At 74.9% G+C, this 19,978-nt stretch carries 8 protein-coding genes; 4 read left to right on the forward strand and 4 right to left on the reverse strand.

The genetic code is table 11. The features are described 5' to 3' along the window. Positions 1–23: 23 nt before the first annotated feature. Entirely contained in the window at positions 24–446 is a 423-nt protein-coding gene (locus OG455_RS33095) for a hypothetical protein (protein WP_266299969.1), read from the forward strand. Positions 447–625: 179 nt separating this feature from the next. Here the strand turns inward: OG455_RS33095 and OG455_RS33100 are convergent, their stop codons facing one another. Continuing rightward, positions 626–1,255 (reverse strand): GNAT family N-acetyltransferase, encoded by a 630-nt coding sequence (locus tag OG455_RS33100; protein ID WP_266299970.1) that lies wholly within the window; start codon positions 1,253–1,255, stop codon positions 626–628. Between the two features lie 86 nt (positions 1,256–1,341). Continuing rightward, positions 1,342–1,509: a DUF397 domain-containing protein gene (locus tag OG455_RS33105; protein ID WP_266299971.1), complete on the reverse strand. Its 168-nt coding sequence runs from the start codon at positions 1,507–1,509 to the stop codon at positions 1,342–1,344. Positions 1,510–1,594: 85 nt separating this feature from the next. On the opposite strand from OG455_RS33105, the gene OG455_RS33110 reads away from it, so the two are divergent. Continuing rightward, a complete protein-coding gene (locus OG455_RS33110) occupies positions 1,595–2,104 on the forward strand; it encodes a GNAT family N-acetyltransferase (protein ID WP_266299972.1) in 510 nt (169 codons plus the stop codon). Further along, complete coding sequence (locus OG455_RS33115; protein ID WP_266299973.1) at positions 2,101–2,424, forward strand: hypothetical protein; 324 nt, start codon at positions 2,101–2,103, stop codon at positions 2,422–2,424. Before OG455_RS33110 ends, OG455_RS33115 begins: the two co-directional genes overlap by 4 nt. Before the next feature lie 97 nt (positions 2,425–2,521). Here the strand turns inward: OG455_RS33115 and OG455_RS33120 are convergent, their stop codons facing one another. Together OG455_RS33120 and OG455_RS33125 are read right to left on the reverse strand one after the other, a co-directional pair. Further along, the gene (locus OG455_RS33120) at positions 2,522–2,734 is read right to left on the reverse strand and encodes a DUF397 domain-containing protein (protein WP_266299974.1); all 213 of its coding nucleotides are present in this window, start codon (positions 2,732–2,734) and stop codon (positions 2,522–2,524) included. Positions 2,735–2,804: 70 nt separating this feature from the next. After that, positions 2,805–2,957 (reverse strand): hypothetical protein, encoded by a 153-nt coding sequence (locus OG455_RS33125; protein WP_266299975.1) that lies wholly within the window; start codon positions 2,955–2,957, stop codon positions 2,805–2,807. A gap of 528 nt (positions 2,958–3,485) precedes the next feature. On the opposite strand from OG455_RS33125, the gene OG455_RS33130 reads away from it, so the two are divergent. Then, entirely contained in the window at positions 3,486–19,934 is a 16,449-nt protein-coding gene (locus OG455_RS33130; RefSeq protein ID WP_323185615.1) for a type I polyketide synthase, read from the forward strand. Positions 19,935–19,978 lie beyond the last annotated feature (44 nt).

The raw sequence follows: 19,978 nt of genomic DNA on the forward strand, positions 1-19,978 counted from the left end.
GCGCCGTCGCTAGGCTGCGCGCTGTGACCGGGAATCTTGAGCTGCGTACGTTTCAGGTGGGCGAGATCCGAGCCGAGTTGCGCGAGCTGCGCGTGTGGGACGACCTCGAAGGGATGATCGAGGGCACGCCGTATCTGCATCGTCGGATGAGGATCATGCAGTTGGAGAAGCAGCTCGCAGGTTCGCAGGGTCTGTATGTCCACGACCTGGACGGCATCCGGGCCGATGCCGCCGCGCGGGTGGACACCTGGCTGCCACGGGCGAGGGTGCAGGCCCGACTGAGCGCGCCCTGGCGTCCCGAGGGGGTGAGCGACCCCGGCCGCAGCGAGCTGTCCGTGGTGTGGTTCCAACAGGCCGGCGAGGACCCCTTCAGCCGGTTGACCGAGATCGCGCGACCGTTGGACTGGACTGCGCTGGCCCGGTTCGAAGCAGCTTCTGACTCATGAACGCCGCCGTCAGGACCGCACCGCAGCCCGCATACCTGCATACCCGAATGCCCGAATGCCCGAATACCCGAATACCGCCAAGCTGTCCCCTCCCGCCGTCGAATGCGACCTGGCACTCCAGGGTCGCCGCCTGTCCGACAGATGATCCCCCGGCCGGTTGAGGGCCCGGGAGGCCGTGCTCAGATGCCCCGGACTCGGGCGTGCAGGTGCATGTCGTGCCGCCCGTCGTCGTGCAGTCCGGCACTGCGCATGGTGCCCTCCAACTGGTAGCCGGACTTGGTGGCGACCCGGCAGGAGGCGTGGTTGCGCGTCGAGTGGTCCAGGTGCAGGCGGTGAAACCCGATCTCGTCGAAGGCCCAGGCGGTGAGCGCCGAAAGGGCACAGGTCGCGACACCGGCGCCGCGGGCTGCCGGTAGCACCCAGTAGCCAACGCCGGCTATGCCCTCATCGAGGTTCACGCTGCCCAGCGCGATGCGGCCGACCACCTCGCTGGCTTCACCGTCGCTACTGGCTTCACCGTCGCTACTGGCTTCACCGCCGTTGCCGACGATCGCCCAGTGGCCGCCCTTCTCCTGCGCCCAGTCCTCGCGATAGCGGTCGAACCATTCCCGGACACGGGTCTCGGACGACGGGCGGCGGGTGTGCCATCGCCGGATCTGCTCGTCCTGGTACGCGGAGAGGAACGTCGCCGCGTCAGCCGGTTGCCAAGGTCGCAGCAGCAGTCCCTGGGCGGCGGGGAGCACGGGTTGAGGGGAGTCCGCCAGCGAACCGGGCGGAAGGTCGGGCGGCGTCGACAGATCGCGAGTCACGACCAATGATCACCTGGCGGTCACCACGACCGTCAAGTCCGCACACGCAGCCGCGGGGCGGGCGGGCCGTCGCCCCGGGGTGACGGTCAGTGGGTGGCGTCGAGGCCGCCGTCGCTCAGGCTCGCCACGAAGGTGGCGAAGGCGTGGGAGCGGAAGACCAGGGTGGGGCCGTCGGGGTCCTTGGAGTCGCGGACCAGGGCAGGCCGTTGAACTGGTCTTCGATCACCACACCCGAGCACCGAGCAGCCGGACAAGCCGGGCCCCGCCGGCTCTCCGGTGCTCCCGTCGGCGGCGGGAAACCCAGGTGGCCCCGGCGCGCCGCCTGGGTACAGTTGGCCGGTGCCCGAGTTGACGCGGCTGGACGCCGACCATGCCCCGGCGGTGCTGGCCTTCGAGTTGGCGAACCGTGCCTACTTCACCGCCTCGATCTCCGACCGGGGCGACGAGTTCTACGAGCGGTACGCCGAGCGGCACAGCGCCTTGCTGGCCGAGCAGGAGGCCGGCGTCTGCGCGTTTTACCTGCTCGTCGGTGAGGAGGGCTCGGTGCTCGGCCGGTTCAACCTCTACGACCTCGTGGACGGCACGGCCGATCTCGGCTACCGGGTCGCGCGGCACGTCGCCGGGCACGGCGTGGCGACCGCGACGGTGCGGGAGTTGTGCGAGCTGGCGACGGCGCGGCACGGGCTGCGCACGCTGCGGGCGGCCACCTCCTGGGAGAACGTCGCGTCCCAACGGGTGTTGACCAAAGCCGGGTTCCTCACGGTCGGGCCGGCCGGGCCGGCCGACCTCGGGGGCAAGCACGGCGCCTGGTACCAGCGTGACTTGGCACTCCAGGGGACAGCGCCGTGACGGAGTCACCCCTTCTTCGCGACGTCTTCCCTGACCTGGTGGCCGAGTTGTCCGCGCTGCTGGCGGCACAGGGGGAGCGCGAGTCGGCGATCACCGTGCTGGACGTGCGGTTGGTGCGCGAATGCGGGTGTGCGAGTGACCCCTGCCAGAGCCTCTGGACGGCGGACCACCCGGCGGGGCAGCCGTTCGGGGCGGGGTATCGGTGCGTGCCGCTCCTCACCGACAGCGGCATGCTGAACCTGGATGTGGTGGACGGTCGGATCGTCTACATCGAGGTCCTCGACCGGGCGCCGCTGCGGCGCCGGGATGCGCGGCCGTGACGGCGACCTCGTGACGGCGACCTCGTGACGACAACCCCGTGACGACAACCCCGAGGCCCCGGCCCCGGGCGGCCGGGCCGCCGACCCGGGGTGACGGTCAGTGGGTGGAGTCGAGGCCGCCGTCGCGCAGGCTCGCGACGAAGGTGGCGAAGGCGTGGGAGCGGAACATCAGGGCGGGCCCGTGGGGGTCCTTGGAGTCGCGGACCGGGGTGAGGCCGTCGAACTGGCCGTCGGCCACCTCGACGCAGTCGCCGCCGTCGTTGCCGCTGTAGGACGACCTGCGCCACCGCGCGGTGGTCAGCTCACTCATGAATACAGCTCCTGCCTGATGTTGCGGATCAGCTCTACCGACGCATCCTGCGAGAGGGCGGCGATCCGCATCAGGCGTACCCGCGCCGGCACTTCTCGATGACGGCCGGATCCCGGCTCAGCGACCCGCGGCGCAGCGATTCCGTGTAGGCGGCGACGGTTCCGCCGGGCAGCGTGAGCAGGGTCAGCGGCGCGGTGAGCGGCGCGCGTTCGCCGAGCGACAAAGGCGCACCGCAAGCCGCTTCTCGACGGTGTCGAGGTCGTCATCGCGATGGATGCCACCTGCCGCAGGCGCACGGTTCCCGAACCCCGTGACGAGCCGTCAGGTCGCCGGGGTCCCTGTGTCGGCGAGGATAGGGGCGGTCGGGCTCCTCCGTGGTCGAAACCGGCGAAGGTCCATCCGGAGGAGTGGCCCGCCCTACCGTCGCCCCGCCGTCGCCCCGCCGTCGCTCCGCCGCCGTCGCCTCACCGTCGCTCCGCCGCCGTGGCAGCACCGGCGCGGGCCCCGCTGACCGCCCGGTCCACCCCTCACCGCACCCCGCCTGACCAGGCCGCCCTTAAGGGGACGTAGGGGTTGTTGGGGCCCTGGGCGGGTTCCTAGGGTCGGAACGGAAATTCTGAGACAAGTGCTGACCTGCGGTCAGGCGGCGGCGGCTCCTTCACTTTCCCGTGCGGTTTTTCATGCGTTCAGAGGCGAATTCGGCGTGCCGACTTTCCGGTGCGGCCGTTCACAACCGAAGAGGTGGCATTCAGTGGCGAATGAAGAGACACTTCGTGACTACCTCAAGTGGGTCACTGCAGACCTGCACCAGGCGCGTGAGCGACTGAGGGAACTGGAGGCCGGCGATCGCGAGCCGATCGCCCTGGTCGCGATGAGCTGCCGGTACGCGGGTGGGGTCAGTACCCCTGAGGAGCTTTGGCAGCTGGTGACCGAGGGCCGGGACGCCGTCGGCGGGTTCCCGGAGAACCGGGGGTGGGACACCGAGGCGCTCTACGACCCGGACCCGGACCGGCCGGGGTCCTCGACCACCCGGGACGGCGCGTTCCTGGCGGACGCGGACCTCTTCGACGCCGCGTTCTTCGGGCTGAGCCCGCGCGAGGCGCTGGCGATGGACCCGCAGCAGCGGCTGCTGCTGGAGACCGCCTGGGAGGCGTTCGAGCGCGCGGGGGTCGACCCGCAGAGCCTGCGCGGCTCGCGCACCGGGGTGTTCGTCGGCTCCAACGGGCAGGACTACGCGGCGCTCTTCGGCAACTCCGCCGAGAACCTGGAAGGCCACCTGGTCACCGGGACGGCCGCCGCCGTGATCTCGGGGCGGCTCTCCTACACCTTCGGACTCGAAGGCCCGGCCGTCACGGTCGACACCGCCTGCTCCTCCTCCCTCGTCGCGCTGCACCTGGCGGTGCAGTCGCTGCGCCGCCGCGAGTGCGACCTGGCGCTGGCGGGCGGCGTGACGATCATGTCGACCCCGGCCACCTTCACCGAGTTCTCCAAGCAGCGCGGGCTGGCCGGCGACGGCCGCTGCAAGGCCTTCGCAGCCGCGGCCGACGGCACGGGCTGGGGCGAGGGCGTCGGCATGCTGCTGGTCGAGCGCCTCAGCGACGCCCAGCGGCTCGGGCACCGGGTGCTCGCGGTGGTTCGCGGCAGCGCGGTCAACCAGGACGGCGCGAGCAACGGGCTCACCGCCCCCAACGGGCCCTCGCAGCAGCGGGTGATCCTGGAGGCGCTCGCCAACGCCGGCCTGACCACCGAAGAGGTGGACGTGGTCGAGGCGCACGGCACCGGCACCACCCTCGGCGACCCGATCGAGGCGCAGGCGCTGCTGGCCACCTACGGCCAGGGGCGTCCGGCCGGTCAGCCGCTGCGGCTCGGCTCGGTGAAGTCCAACATCGGTCACACCCAGGCGGCTTCGGGCGTGGCGGGCGTGATCAAGATGGTCGAGGCGATGCGCCACGGGGTGCTGCCGCAGACCCTGCACGTGGACGCGCCGACCCCGCACGTGGACTGGACGGCCGGCGCCGTCGAGCTGCTGACGGAGCGTCAGGACTGGCCACAGGTCGACCGGCCGCGCCGGGCCGGCGTCTCCTCCTTCGGCATGAGCGGCACCAACGCGCACGTGCTGCTGGAGCAGGCGCCCGAGGTCGACGCACCGTCGGGCCAGGGCCAGGGCCAGGACCAGGACCAGAGCCAGAGCCAGGCGGCGCCGGTGCTGGACGCCCCGGTGGTGCCGCTCGTGCTCTCGGGCAAGGGCGAGGCGGCGCTGCGGGCGCAGATCGAGCGCTTCGCGGCGTTCGAGGGCTCCAACGCGGGCGACCTCGCGGCGGCGGGTGCGGCGCTGGTGCGCGGGCGTTCGCTCTTCGAGGACCGGGCCGTGCTGCTCGACGGCGAGGAGGTGACCGGGCGGGCGCTCGGTACCGGCGGCGTGGTGCTGGTCTTCCCGGGGCAGGGTTCGCAGTGGGTGGGGATGGCGTCGGGTCTGCTGGCGGCCTCGCCGGTCTTCGCGGAGTCGATCGCGGCCTGCTCGGCGGCGCTGGCGCCCTTCACCGACTGGTCGTTGGAGGACGCGCTCACCGACGCCGCACTCCTGGAGCGCGTCGATGTCGTCCAGCCGGTGCTCTTCTCGGTGATGGTCTCCCTCGCGGCGCTCTGGCGCTCGATGGGCATCACCCCCTCCGCCGTGGTCGGCCACTCGCAGGGTGAGATCGCGGCCGCCTGCGTGGCGGGCGCGCTCTCGCTCGACGATGCGGCCCGGGTGGTCGCGCTGCGGGCCAAGTCGCTGGCCCGGGTGGCGGGTTCGGGCGGCATGGTGTCGCTCTTCGCCTCCGCCGCGAAGGCCGGTGAGCTGCTGGTGGGCTTCGAGGGCCGGGTCGGCATCGCCGCCGTCAACGGCCCCGGCTCGGTGGTCGTCTCGGGTGAGGCGGCCGCGCTGGACGAGTTCATGGTCGTCTGCTCGGAGGCGGGCGTGGACGCCCGTCGGGTCAACGTGGACTACGCCTCGCACTCCGCCCAGATGGAGTTGCTGGAGGAGGAGATCCTCCAGGCCCTCGCGCCGATCACCGGACTCGCGCCGAGCATCCCGATGCTCTCCACCTACACCGGCGAGTGGGTCAAGCCTGGTGAGCTGGGCGCCCGTTACTGGTACGAGAACCTGCGCCACCCCGTCCGCCTGCAGCACGCCGTGGCCGAACTGGCCAAGGCGGGCCACCGCGTCTTCGTGGAGGCCAGCCCGCACCCGGTGCTCACCGTCGGCGTCCAGGAGACCCTGGAGGAGAACGGCGGCGGCGTCGCGCTCGGCACGCTGCGCCGCGAGCAGGGCGGTGCCCGCAAGTTCCTCGCCTCGCTGGCCGAGGCCTTCGTCAACGGCGCCACCGTCGACTGGACCCGCCTGCTCACCAGCACCGCCCACGTCGACCTGCCCACCTACGCCTTCCAGCGCCGCCGCTTCTGGCCCCAGGTCTCCGCCGTGCTCGGCGATGTGACCTCGGCGGGCCTGGGCAGTGCCGAGCACCCGCTGCTCGGCGCGGCCATCGCGCTGGCCGACGGGGACGGCGACGGCCTGCTCTTCACCGGCCGCCTCTCCGCCCACACCCACCCCTGGATCGCCGACCACGCGCTCGGCGACACCGTGCTGCTGCCGGGCACGGCGTTCGTCGAGCTCGCCGTGCACGCCGGGATCCGGGTCGGCTGCGATCGGGTGGACGAACTGACCCTGGGCACGCCGCTGGTCCTGACCGGCGCGGAGGCCGTCACCGTCCAGCTCTGGATCGGCGCCGCCGAGGCCGACGGGCGCCGCCCGGTCAGCGTCTACTCGCGCGCCCAGCAGCCGGCGGCCGACCCCGCCTCGACCGAGGAGCCCTGGACCCGCCACGCGACCGGGTATCTGACGAGCAGTCAGCAGACGGCCCCGGCCGCTGACGCCGTCCTCGCCGCCTGGCCCCCGGCCGGCGCGGTGGCCGCGCCCGCCGAGGCCGTCTACGAGGGCCTGGACGCGCGCGGTTACGGCTACGGCCCCGCCTTCCGCGGGCTGCGCGCCGCCTGGCGCTCGGGCGAGCAGGTCTTCGCCGAGGTCTCGCTCGCCGAGGCCGAGGCGGCGGAGGCACCCAAGTACGGGCTGCACCCGGCGCTGCTCGACGCCGCCCTGCACGCGCTGGCCCTGCTGCCGAGCGGCTCCCCGGTCACTGAGGCGGACGACAGCGCCGCGCCCCGGATCCCGTTCTCCTGGGCGGGCGTCGAGCTGCACGCCACCGGTGCGGCCCTGCTCCGGGTGCGCCTGACACCCGCAGGCCCCGACACCGTCTCGGTGCTGGTCGCCGACGGCAGCGGCCGGACGGTCGCCACCATCGACGCGCTCACCCTCCGCGCCGCCCGGCTCGACACGCTCGGCGGCGCCGACGCGGGGCTGCGGGACGCGCTGTTCCGGCTGGACTGGTCGCCGCTGAGCGGCACCCCTGCCGCGGACACCACCACCTTCGCCCTGCTCGGCACCGCGTTCGGTACCGCACAAGACGCCGCGCGCGACGCCGTGGTCGAGCAGCTGCGCCGCGCCGGCCACCAGGTCACCGTCCACCCGGATTTGGCCGCGCTCGCCGAGGCGGCAGCAGCCCCCGACGCGAGCCCGCGGACCGTCCTGCTCCCCGTGGCGCCCACCGGGCCCGCGCCGGACGGCGTCCTCGCCGTCGCCCACGCCGTTGCCGCCGACACCCTGGCGCTGCTCCAGGAGTGGCTGCGCACCGACTCCCTGGCCGGCTCGGCCCGCCTCGTCGTGCTGACCCGCGACGCGGTGGCCGCCCGCCCGGGTGACCAGGTCGGTGACCTGGCCGCCGCCCCCGTCTGGGGCCTGCTGCGCTCCGCGCAGAGCGAGCACCCCGGCAGCTTCACCGTGCTGGACCTGGACGGCGCCGACGCCTCCTGGGCCGCGCTGCCCGCCGCCGTCGCCTCCGGCGAGCCGCAGGCGGCGCTGCGCGAGGGTGAGATCCTGCTGCCCCGCCTGGCACGCCGGCCGGCCGCCGCCACCCCCGGCAGCGCCACCCCCGGCACCGCCACCCCCGGCAGCGCCGAGCAGGCGCCGCTCTGGGACCCGGCCGGCACCGTGCTGGTGGTCGGCGGCACCGGCGTGCTCGGCGCGCTGACCGCCCGCCACCTGGTGGCCGAGCACGGGGTCCGCCACCTGGTCCTCACCAGCCGCCGCGGCCCGGCGGCCGAGGGCGCGGCCGAGTTGGTCGCCGAGCTGACCGCGCTGGGCGCCCGCGTCACCACCCCGGCCTGCGACGCCGCCGACCCGGCCGCGCTCGCCGCCGTGCTGGCCGCGATCGACCCGGCCGCCCCGCTGCGAGGGGTGATCCACACCGCCGGGGTGCTGGACGACGCGATCCTGGAGTCCGTCACCGCCGAGCAGCTCTCGGCCGCGCTGCGCGCCAAGGCGGACGTCGCCTGGCGGCTGCACGAGGCCACCCGTGGGCTGGAGTTGACCGCCTTCGTGCTCTTCTCCTCGTTCTCCGGCGTGGCCGGCAGCCCGGGGCAGTCCGCCTACGCGGCGGCCAACGCCTTCGTGGACGCGCTCGCCGCGCACCGCCGCGCGCTGGGCCTGCCGGGTCTGGCGCTGGCCTGGGGCTTCTGGGACCGGGCGAGCGGGATGACCGGCCACCTGGACGGCACCGAGCTGGGCCGGATCGCCCGGCGCGGTGTGCTGCCGCTGACCGCCGAGCAGGGGCTGACCCTGCTGGACACGGCCCTCAGCGGCCCCGGCGGCCCCGGCGGCCCCGGCGGCACCGACGCCCTCGCCACCTCCGACGCCTTCCTGGTCCCCGCGCGGCTCGACCTGGCCGCGCTGCGCCGCCAGGCCGTCGCCGGTGAACTGGCGCCGCTCTACCGCGGCCTGGTGCGCGCGGTGCCGCGCCGGGTGGCCGAGGACGCCGCCGCGGGCGGCGTCGGCCGCTACGCCGGGCTGGGCGCCGAGGAGCTGGAGCGCGCCATGCTGGAGCTGGTGCGCGGCGAGGCGGGCACCGTGCTGGGCCACGGTCCGCAGAGCCCGGTGGAGGCCGACCGAGCCTTCAAGGAGCTGGGCCTCGACTCGCTGACCGCCGTCGAGCTGCGCAACCGGCTGGCCCGCGCCACCGGCGTGCGGCTGCCCGCCACGCTCGTCTTCGACTACCCCAACCCGCGCGTGCTGGCCGCCCACCTGGCCGCCCAGCTCGCCGGGCTCCCGCTCGCCGCCGCCACGCGGGCGAGCGCGCCCGCCCGCGCGCTGGCCGCGGACGAGCCGATCGCCATCGTCGGCATGGCCTGCCGCTACCCGGGCGGGGTGCGCTCGCCCGAGGACCTCTGGGAGCTGGTCGCGGCCGGTACCGACGCGGTCGGCGGCTGGCCCGAGGACCGCGGCTGGGACGCCGCCGAACTCTACGACCCGGTCCCGGGCCGGGCCGGACGCAGCTACTCCGACCAGGGCGGATTCCTCTACGACGCGGGCGAGTTCGACGCCGCCTTCTTCGGCATCTCGCCGCGCGAGGCGATCGCGATGGACCCGCAGCAGCGCCTGCTGCTCGAAGCCGCCTGGGAGGTGTTCGAGCGGGCCGGCATCGACCCGTCCTCGGTGCGCGGCAGCCGCACCGGCGTCTTCGCCGGGGTGATGTACCACGACTACGCCTCCCGGCTGTTCGGCGCCGGACCGGAGGAACTGGAAGACGTCCAGGGCTACTTGGGCAACGGCAGCGCCGGCAGTGTCGCCTCGGGCCGGATCTCCTACACGCTGGGCCTGGAGGGCCCGGCGGTCACCGTCGACACCGCCTGCTCCTCCTCGCTGGTCGCCCTGCACCTGGCCGCGCAGGCGATCCGGCAGGGCGAGTGCACGATGGCGCTCGCCGGCGGTGTCACGGTGCTCTCCACCCCCGGCATCTTCATCGACTTCAGCCGCCAGCGCGCGATGGCCGCCGACGGCCGCTGCAAGCCCTACGCGGCGGCGGCCGACGGCACCGGCTGGGGCGAGGGCGTCGGCATGCTGCTGGTCGAGCGGCTCTCCGACGCCCAGCGCCTGGGCCACCCCGTCCTGGCGGTGCTGCGCGGCAGCGCCGTCAACCAGGACGGCGCCTCGAACGGCCTGACCGCCCCGAACGGGCCCGCCCAGCAGCGCGTGATCCACCAGGCGCTCAGCAGCGCGAACCTGACCACCGACCAGGTGGACGTGGTGGAGGGCCACGGCACCGGCACCACGCTGGGCGACCCGATCGAGGCGCAGGCCCTGCTGGCCACCTACGGCCAGGACCGCCCGGCCGAGCGCCCGCTGCTGCTCGCCTCGGTGAAGTCCAACATCGGCCACACCCAGGCGGCTTCGGGCGTCGCGGGCGTGATCAAGATGGTCATGGCGATGCGCCACGGCCAGGTCCCGGGCTCGCTGCACGTGGACGAGCCGACCCCGCACGTGGACTGGACGGCGGGCGCCGTCGAGCTGCTGACGGAGCGTCAGGAATGGCCGGAGACCGGCCGTCCGCGCCGGGCCGGCGTCTCCTCCTTCGGCGTGAGCGGCACCAACGCGCACGTGATCCTGGAGCAGGCACCCGAGGTCGGCGCATCGTCGGAGCCGGAGAAGGCCCTGCCGGTACTGGACACCCCGGTACTCGACACCCCGGTGCTGGACACCCCGGTGGTGCCGCTGGTGCTCTCGGGCAAGGGCGAGCCGGCGCTGCGCGCGCAGGTCGAGCGCTTCGCGGCGTTCGAGGGCTCCCGTGCGTTCGAGGGCGACCTCGCGGCAGCCGGTGCGGCGCTGGTGCGCGGCCGGGCGCTCTTCGAGGACCGGGCCGTGCTGCTCGGCGGCGAGGAGCTGACCGGGCACGCGCTCGGCGACGGCGGCGTGGTGCTGGTCTTCCCGGGTCAGGGTTCGCAGTGGGTGGGGATGGCCTCGGGTCTGCTGGAGGCTTCCCCGGTCTTCGCGGAGTCGATCGCGGCCTGCTCGGCGGCGCTGGCGCCGTTCACCGACTGGTCGTTGGAGGAGGCGCTGACCGACGCCGCGCTCCTGGAGCGGGTCGATGTCGTGCAGCCGGTGCTCTTCGCGGTGATGGTCTCCCTCGCGGCGCTGTGGCGTTCGCTGGGTGTCGAGGTCTCGGCGGTGGTGGGCCACTCGCAGGGTGAGATCGCCGCTGCCTGCGTGGCGGGCGCGCTCTCGCTGGAGGATGCCTCCCGGGTGGTCGCTCTGCGGGCCAAGTCGCTGGCCCGGGTCGCTGGTTCGGGCGGCATGGTGTCGCTCTTCGCCTCTGCCGCGAAGGCCGGCGAGCTGCTGGTGGGCTTCGAGGGCCGGGTCGGCATCGCGGCCGTCAACGGCCCCGGCTCGGTGGTCGTCTCCGGCGAGGCGGCCGCGCTGGACGAGTTCATGGCGCTCTGCGCCGAGGCGGGCGTCGACGCCCGTCGCGTCAACGTCGACTACGCCTCGCACTCCGCGCAGATGGAGGTGCTGGCGGAGGAGATCACCGAGGCCCTGGCCCCGATCACGGCGCTGGCGCCGAGCATCCCGATGTTCTCCACCTACACCGGCGCGTGGGTCGAGCCCGGTGAGCTGGGCGCCCGCTACTGGTACGAGAACATGCGCCACCCCGTCCGACTGCAGCACGCCGTCACCGAGTTGGCCAAGGCCGGGCACCGCGTCTTCGTCGAGGCCAGCCCGCACCCGGTGCTCACCGTCGGCGTGCGGGAGACCCTGGAGGAGAACGGCGGCGGCGTCGCGCTGGGCACCCTGCGCCGCGAGCGCGGCGGCGCGGACCGCTTCCTGACCTCGCTGGCCGAGGCCTTCGTCAACGGCGCCGCCGTCGACTGGACCCGCCTGCTCACCGCCACGACCCATGTCGACCTGCCCACCTACCCCTTCCAGCGCGAACGCTTCTGGCTGGACGGCACCGCCGCCCCGGCCCCCGGCACCGCCGAAGCCGACGCCGCCGACAGCGAGTTCTGGCACGCGGTGGAGAGCGGCGAGCTGGCCGCCACCCTCGGCGTCGACGCGGACCGGCCGCTGAGCGAGGTGCTGCCCGCGCTCTCGGACTGGCGCCGGGGCCGGCGCGAGTCCGCCACCCTGGACAACTGGCGCTACACCGTGGCCTGGCAGCCGCTCACCGCGAAGGCCGCGGTGCCCAGCGGGAGCTGGCTGGTCGTCAGCGCCTCCGAGGGCGCCGCTGCCGCCGATCAGTACGCGCGGGCGCTCACCGCAAGTGGTGTGACGATCCGTCAGCTCAATCTCGGCGGCGTGTCCGCCGACTCCCGCTCCGAGGTCGCGGCGCTGCTCGCGGAACTGCTCGCCGAGGCCGGCCCGGTGGACGGCGTGCTCGCCACCCTCGGCCTGGACGCGGACGACTCCGCCGCCGGTCCCGCGCTCACCCGCGGCCTGGCGAACACCCTGGCGCTGGTCCAGGCCCTGGGCGACGCCGGGATCGGCGCCCCGCTCTGGCTGGCCACCCGCGGCGGCGTCAGCATCGGCCGCTCGGACCCGCTGAACAGCCTGGCGATGGGCCAGATCTGGGGCTTCGGCCGGGTGGTGGCCCTGGAGCACCCCGACCGCTGGGGCGGTCTGGTCGACCTGCCCGAGGTCTTCGACGACCGCGCGGCCGAGCGGCTCGGCACCGTGCTGGCCGGCCTGCCCGGCGGCGAGGACCAGGTGGCCGTGCGGCCCGCCGGCCTCTACGTGCGCCGCCTGAAGCGCGCGCCGCTGGCCGGCCGCCCGGCCCCGCGCGACTGGCACCCCAGCGGCACCGTGCTGGTCACCGGCGCCACCGGCACCCTGGCCCCGCACATCGCCCAGTGGCTCGCCTCCGCCGGGGCCGAGCACCTGGTGCTGGTCAGCCGCCGCGGCCCCGAGGCGCCGGGCGCGCCCGCGCTGCTGGCCGACGTCGAGAGCCTGGGCGTGCGGGCCACCTTCGCCGCCTGCGACGTGGCCGACCGCGAGCAACTGCGCGCGCTGGTCGACCGGCTGGCGGCCGAGGGCACCCCGGTCACCAGCGTGCTGCACGCGGCCGCCTCGATCCGCCTGCTGCCGATCGAGGTGCTCACCCCCGAGCAGCTCGAACGCGACCTGCAGGCCAAGGTGCTGGGTGCGCGCAACCTGCACGAGATCTTCGCCGAGGACACGCTGGACGCCTTCGTCCTCTTCTCCTCGATCGCCGGTGTCTGGGGCAGCGGCGACCATGCCGCCTACGCGGCCGGCAACACCTACCTGGACGGCCTGGCCGAGCAGCGCCGCGCCGCCGGACTGGGCGCGACCTCGGTCGCCTGGGGCGTCTGGGCGGCCGTCAACCACTGGGACGGGCGCCTGGTGCCCGAGGGCGTGGACCCGGAGCGCTTGCAGCGCCAGGGCCTGCCGTTCCTGGACCCGCGGCCGGCCTTCGCCGCGCTGAAGACCGTGCTCGACCACGACGAGACCTTCGTCGCGGTCGCCGACGTCGCCTGGGACCGCTTCGCCCCCGCCTTCAGCTCCGCCCGCCCGCGCCCGCTGCTGGACGGCATCCCGGAGGTGCGGGCCGCGCAGGTGCGGGCCGCCGCGCCCGAGGCGGCGGGCCCGCGCACCCCGCAGGCCGCCACCGAGCTGGGCGCCGAGCTGCTCGGGCTCTCCGCGGCCGACCAGGACCGGCTGCTGCTCGACCTGGTCCGCGCCAACGCGGCCGCCGTCCTCAAGCACGGCTCGCCGGACGCCGTGGCGGAGTCCCGCGCGTTCAAGGAGCTGGGCTTCGACTCGCTGACCGCCGTCGAGCTGCGCGACCGGCTGACCAAGGCCACCGGGCTGCGGCTGCCGACCACGCTGGTCTTCGACTTCCCGACCCCGCTGGCGCTGGCCGCCCGGCTGCGCGACGGTCTGATCGGCGAGCGCGCGGCGGTGGTGTCCACCGACGCCGCCCGGGGCACGGAGCAGGGTGAGGACCCGATCGTCATCGTCGGCATGGCCTGCCGCTACGCGGGCGGCGTCGAGTCGCCCGAGGAGCTCTGGCAGCTGCTGGCCGGCGGCGGCGACGCCGTCACCGGGTTCCCGACCGACCGCGGCTGGGACCTGGAGGCGCTCTACGACGCCGACCCCGACGCGCGCGGCACCAGCTACACCCGCGAGGGCGGCTTCCTGCACGGCGCCGGGCTCTTCGACCCGGGCTTCTTCGGCATCTCGCCGCGCGAGGCGATCGCCGTCGACCCGCAGCAGCGCCTGCTGCTCGAAGTCTCCTGGGAGGCGCTGGAGCGGGCCGGGATCGACCCGCACTCCCTGCACGGCACCCAGGTCGGCGTCTTCGCCGGCACCAACGGCTCCGACTACGCGGCGCTGGTGGCCGGCGCACCGCAGGGCGGCGAGGGCTACCTGGCCACCGGCAACTCGGTCAGCGTCGCCTCGGGCCGGATCTCCTACACGCTGGGCCTGCAGGGCCCGGCGGTCACCGTCGACACCGCCTGCTCCTCCTCGCTGGTCGCCCTGCACCTGGCCGCCCAGGCCGTGCGCAACGGCGAGTGCACCATGGCGCTGGCCGGCGGGGTGACGCTGATGACCACCCCGGCCGCGCTGGTCACCTTCAGCCGCCAGCGGGGCCTTGCCACCGACGGCCGCTGCAAGGCCTTCGCGGGCGCCGCCGACGGCATGGGCATGGCCGAGGGTGTCGGCATGCTGGTGGTCGAGCGGCTCAGCGACGCCGAGCGGCTGGGCCACCCGGTGCTCGCGGTGGTGCGCGGCAGCGCCGTCAACCAGGACGGCGCCAGCAACGGGCTGACCGCCCCGAACGGCCCCGCCCAGCAGCGGGTGATCCGCCAGGCGCTGGCCAACGCCGGCCTGAGCGCCGACCAGATCGACGCGGTGGAGGCGCACGGCACCGGCACCAGCCTGGGCGACCCCATCGAGGCCCAGGCCCTGCTGGCCACCTACGGGCAGGAGCGGCCGGTCGGCCGCCCGCTGCTGCTCGGCTCGATCAAGTCGAACATCGGCCACTCGCAGGCCGCGGCCGGCGTGGCCGGGGTGATCAAGATGGTGCTGGCGCTGCGCAACGGCGTGCTGCCGCCCACCCTGCACGTGGACGAGCCGACCCCGCACGTGGACTGGAGCGAGGGCGAGGTCGAGCTGCTCACCGAGGCGAGGGCCTGGCCGCGCCTGGCCGAGCGTCCGCGCCGGGCCGGGGTCTCGGCCTTCGGCATCAGCGGCACCAACGTGCACCTGCTGCTCGAAGAGGCGCCCGAGTCCGCCGCCGCCGCACTCAACGCCGAGCCGGACGCCGAGCGCGCGCCGCGGGCGCTGCCCTGGGTGCTCACCGGCCGCGGGCCGGACGCCCTCGCGGCTCAGGCGGGGCGGCTGGTGGCCTGGCTAGGGGACGGTGCGGGGTCGAGCCCGGTGGATGTGGGGTTCTCGCTGGCCCACGGCCGCTCTAGGTTCGAACACCGTGCGGTGGTGATCGCCGCCGACCCGGACGGGTTCCGTTCGGGCCTCGGCGCGCTCGCCGCCGGTGGCGAGGCACCGGGTGTGGTGCGCGGGGTGACTGCTGGGGGCAGGGTGGCGGTGATGATGTCCGGTCAGGGCAGTCAGCGGGCCGGGACGGGGCGTGAACTCCACGCCGCCTTCCCGGTGTTCGCGGACGCGCTGGACGCGGTCTGCGCCCACTTCGACGCCGAGCTGGACCGCCCGCTGCGCGAGGTGCTCTTCGACAGCGAGTCGCAGCTGCTGGACCGGACGGTGTACACGCAGGCCGGGCTCTTCGCGATCGAGGTCGCGCTGTTCCGGCTGCTGGAGTCCTGGGGGGTCCGCCCCGACTACCTCACCGGCCACTCGATCGGTGAGTTGGCGGCCGCGCACGTGGCGGGCGTCCTCTCGCTGGCGGACGCCTGCACGCTCGTCGCCGCCCGTGGCCGCCTGATGCAGGCGCTGCCGGCCGGTGGCGCGATGCTCGCGGTGCAGGGCACCGAGGACGAGGTTCGCGCGGCGCTGGTCGACGGCGTCGACATCGCGGCCGTCAACGCGGCGGACTCCATCGTGGTCTCCGGCGCCGAGGACGCTGTCGCCGAACTGGAGGCCGTCTGGCGGGCCGAGGGCCGCAAGGTCAAGTGGCTGACCGTCAGCCACGCCTTCCACTCCGCGCTGATGGACCCGATGCTCGCGGAGTTCCGCACGGTCGCCGAGTCGCTGAGCTACAGCGCCCCGCGCATCCCGGTGGTCTCCAACGTCACCGGCGCCCTCGGCGCCGACCTGACCGACCCCGAGTACTGGGTGCGCCACGTCCGCGAGGCGGTCCGCTTCGCCGACGGCGTCGCCACCCTCCAGGGCGAGGGTGTCCGCACCTTCCTGGAGCTGGGCCCCGACGGCGTGCTGAGCGCCCTGGTCCCGCAGGACGCGGTGGCCGTGCCGGTGGCCAGGGCCGGGCGCGGCGAGGTGGAGTCGCTGCTCACCGGCGTGGCGACCGCCTTCACCCGCGGCACGCCGGTGGACTGGTCGGCCGTCTTCACCGGCACCGGCGCGGTCCGGGTGGACCTGCCGACCTACGCCTTCCAGCGCGAGCGCTACTGGCTGGACGCCCCGGTGGCGGCGGCCGGCGACCTGGCCGCGCTCGGCCTGACCGCCGCCGAGCACCCGCTGCTCGGCGCGGCCGTCACGCTGGCGGACGAGGAGGGGCTGCTCTTCACCTCGCGGCTCTCCGCCAAGGCGCAGCGCTGGCTGGTCGAGCACGAGGTGCTCGGCGCCGTCCTGGTGCCGGGCGCGGCCTTCGTCGAGCTCGCCCTGCAGGCGGCCGCCCACGCGGGCGCCGTCCAGGTGGACGACCTCACCCTCGAAGCCCCCCTGGTGCTGCCCGAGCGGGGCGCGGTCCAGTTGCAGCTGCGGGTCGGCGCCGCCGACCAGGCCGGACGGCTGCCGTTCACCGTGCACGCCGGTGCCGACCAGGAGTTGACGGCGGACCGGCGGTGGACCCGGCACGCCAGCGGCTACCTCGCCACCGCTCCCACCGCCCCCGTCGACCCGGCCGCCGCCGAACTGGCCCAGTGGCCGCCGACCGGGGCGACGCCTGTCGACCTCGCCGACTTCTACCCGGCGCTGGCCGCCCGCGGCTACGCCTACGGCCCGCTCTTCCAGGGCCTGCGCACCGTCTGGCGCAAGGGCGAGGTGCTCTTCGCCGAGGTCGCGCTGCCGGAGGAGGCGGGTGCCGAGGCCGCCACCTACGCGCTGCACCCCGCGCTGCTGGACGCCGCCCTGCACCCGGTGGGGCTCGGCAGCTTCCTCGGCGAGGCGGGCGCGGCCCAGGGCCACCTGCCGTTCGCCTTCTCCGGTGTCACCTTGCACGCCACCGGCGCGCGCGCCCTGCGGGTGCGGATCGCCGGCGCGGGCACCGACGCCGTCACCGTGCAGGCCGCCGACGTCAGCGGCAGCCCGGTGCTCTCGGTGGAGGCCCTGGTGCTGCGCCCGGTCGACGCCGGGCGGCTGCGGGAGGCGCCCGGCGCGGGCGACGACTCGCTCTTCCGGCTCGCCTGGCCCGAGGTCGCCCTCGGCGCCGCGTCCGCGAACGGCTGGGCGCTGCTCGGCGCGGATTCGTTCGGCACGGGCCTGCCGCTGGGCGCGGCGGCCGACTCGCCCGACGCCTCGGTGCTGGTGGCCTGCGCCACCGAGCCGCGGCAGGCGCTGGAGCTGCTCCAGGGCTGGCTGGCCGAGGAGCGCTACGCCGAGACCAACCTGCTGCTGCTGACCCGCGGCGGCATCGCGGTCGACACCGATCCGGCCGTCGCCGACCCGCGGGCCGCCGCGGTCTGGGGCCTGGTCCGCTCGGCGCAGTCCGAGCACCCCGGCCGGGTGCTGCTGGTGGACGTGGACGGCTCGCCCGAGTCCTGGGCCGCGCTGCCCGGCACGGTCACCGCGGGCGAGCCGCAGCTCGCGCTGCGGGCAGGGCAGGCCTTCGCGCCGCGCCTGCTGCCCGCCCGCTCCGCCGAGGCACTGCCCGTCCCGACGGACCCCGGCCCCTGGCGGCTGGACGGCGCTGGGCGCGACACGCTCGACGCGCTGGAGCTCCTCGCCGCCCCTGTCATGGAGTTGACGGAGCATCAGATCAGGATCGCGGTCCGCGCCGCGGGCGTGAACTTCCGCGACGTGCTGAGCGCGCTGGGCATGTACCCGGGCGACGCGCCGGTGCTCGGCGGCGAAGGCGCCGGCGTGGTGCTGGAGGTGGGGCCCGGCGTCACCGGGCTCGCGGTCGGTGACCGGGTGCTCGGGATCTTCCCCGGCGCCTTCGGCCCGGAGGCGGTGGCCGACCACCGGATGGTGGCGCCGGTCCCGCGGGGCTGGTCCTTCGCGCAGGCCGCGTCCGTGCCGATCGTCTTCCTGACCGCGCTGTACGCGTGGCGCGACCTCGGCGCGGTGCGCCCCGGTGAGCGGGTGCTGGTGCACGCCGGTGCCGGTGGCGTGGGCATGGCCGCGATCCAGCTGGCCCGCCACCTGGGCGCGGAGGTCTTCGCCACCGCGAGTCCGGGCAAGTGGGACACGCTGCGCTCGTTGGGCCTGGACGACGAGCACATCGCGTCCTCGCGTGATCTGGAGTTCGCGGCGAAGTTCCTCGCGGTGACCGGTGGCGAGGGTGTGGACGTGGTCCTCAACTCGCTGGCCCGCGAGTTCGTCGACGCCTCGCTGGAACTGCTGCCGCGTGGTGGGCGGTTCCTGGAGATGGGCAAGACCGACATCCGCTCCGAGGTCCCGGCGGGGGTGGCGTACCGGGCGTTCGACCTGGTGGAGGCCGGTCCGGCGCGGATCGGCGAGCTGCTCGCCGAGCTGCTGGCGCTCTTCGCGGCGGGCACGATCGAGACGCTGCCGGTGCGCACCTGGGATGTCCGCCAGGCGCGCGAGGCGTTCCGCTTCGTCAGCCAGGCCAAGCACGTCGGCAAGGTGGTCCTCACCGTGCCGCAGCCGCTCGACCCGGAGCGCACGGTGGTGATCACCGGCGGCACCGGCTCGCTCGGCTCGCTGGTGGCCCGCCACCTGGTGGCCGAGCACGGCGTGCGCAAGCTGCTGCTGCTCAGCCGCCGCGGCCCCGAGGCCCCCGGCGCCAAGCGACTCGTCGACGACCTGGCCGAGTCGGGTGCCACCGCCGATGTGATCGAGTGCGACCTCACGGACCGCGAGGCGCTGGTGCGCGCGCTGGCCGGCCGGCCGCTGACCGCCGTGGTGCACACGGCGGGCGTGCTGGACGACTCGGTGATCGAGGCGATGACCGCCGAGCAGTTGGCCGCGGTCTGGGCGCCGAAGGCCGGTGCGGCCGACCTGCTGCACGAACTGACGCTCGATCAGGATCTCGCCGCCTTCGTCCTCTTCTCCTCCGCCTCGGGCGTCTTCGGCGGTGCCGGCCAGGCCAACTACGCGGCCGCCAACACCTACCTGGACGCCCTGGCGGGCAGCCGCCGCGCGCTTGGCCTGCCGGCGCTCTCGCTCGGCTGGGGCCTCTGGTCGCAGAGCGGCGGCATGACCGGCGAGCTGGGCGAGGCCGACCTGCAGCGGATGGCCCGCTCCGGTGTCGCCGCGCTGAGTGCCGAGAGGGGCCTCGCGCTCCTGGACGCGGCCCTGGCGCGGCCGGAAGCGGCGCTCCTGCCGCTGGCGCTCGACCCGGAGGCGCTGCGCCGCCAGGCCACCGCCGGTGAACTGCCCCCGCTGCTGCAGGGGTTGGTGCGCGGTCGGCCCAAGCGGGCCGCGCAGGCCGCGAACTCGTCGTCGGTCGACCCGGCGGCGGAGTTCCAGCAGCGGATCGGTGCCCTGGCGGGCGCCGACCGCGAGCAGGCGCTGCTCGAACTGGTGCAGTCGCACAGCGCGCTGGTCCTCGGCCACGCCTCGGCGGCCGGGATCGACCCGGGACGGGGCTTCCTTGAGCTCGGCCTGGACTCGCTCTCGGCGGTCGAGCTGCGCAACCGGCTCGGCGCCGTGGTGGGCCGCCGGCTGCCCGCGACGCTGATCTTCGACTACCCGTCGCCCACCGCGCTGGCCCGCTACCTCGGCGAACAGCTGCCCAGCGGCGGGGAGAAGTCCCCGGCCCCGCTGGTGCACGCCGAACTGGACCGGCTGGAGACGCTGCTGGCCGGCGTCACCCCGGGCGACACCGACAGCGACGGCATCACCGCTCGCCTGCGCGAGCTGCTGTCGACCTGGCAGAAGACCCAGAGCCCGGCGGACCAGGCAGCCGCCGAAACGCTTGAGCTTGCCACCGCGGACGAGCTGTTCGACCTCCTTGACAGCGAGCTCGGCACGTCCTGAATTGCTCCGCCCCCCGTCTGACGAATGCCGCAAAGAGGGACGCG

Origin of the sequence: Kitasatospora sp. NBC_01287 (assembly GCF_026340565.1) — a bacterium.
Classification (GTDB): domain Bacteria; phylum Actinomycetota; class Actinomycetes; order Streptomycetales; family Streptomycetaceae; genus Kitasatospora.

Coding starts and splice junctions, on each gene's coding strand:
- OG455_RS33120 (WP_266299974.1), bottom strand. CDS start 2,734: ATGAGTGAGCTGACCACCGCGCGGTGGCGCAGGTCGTCCTACAGCGGC.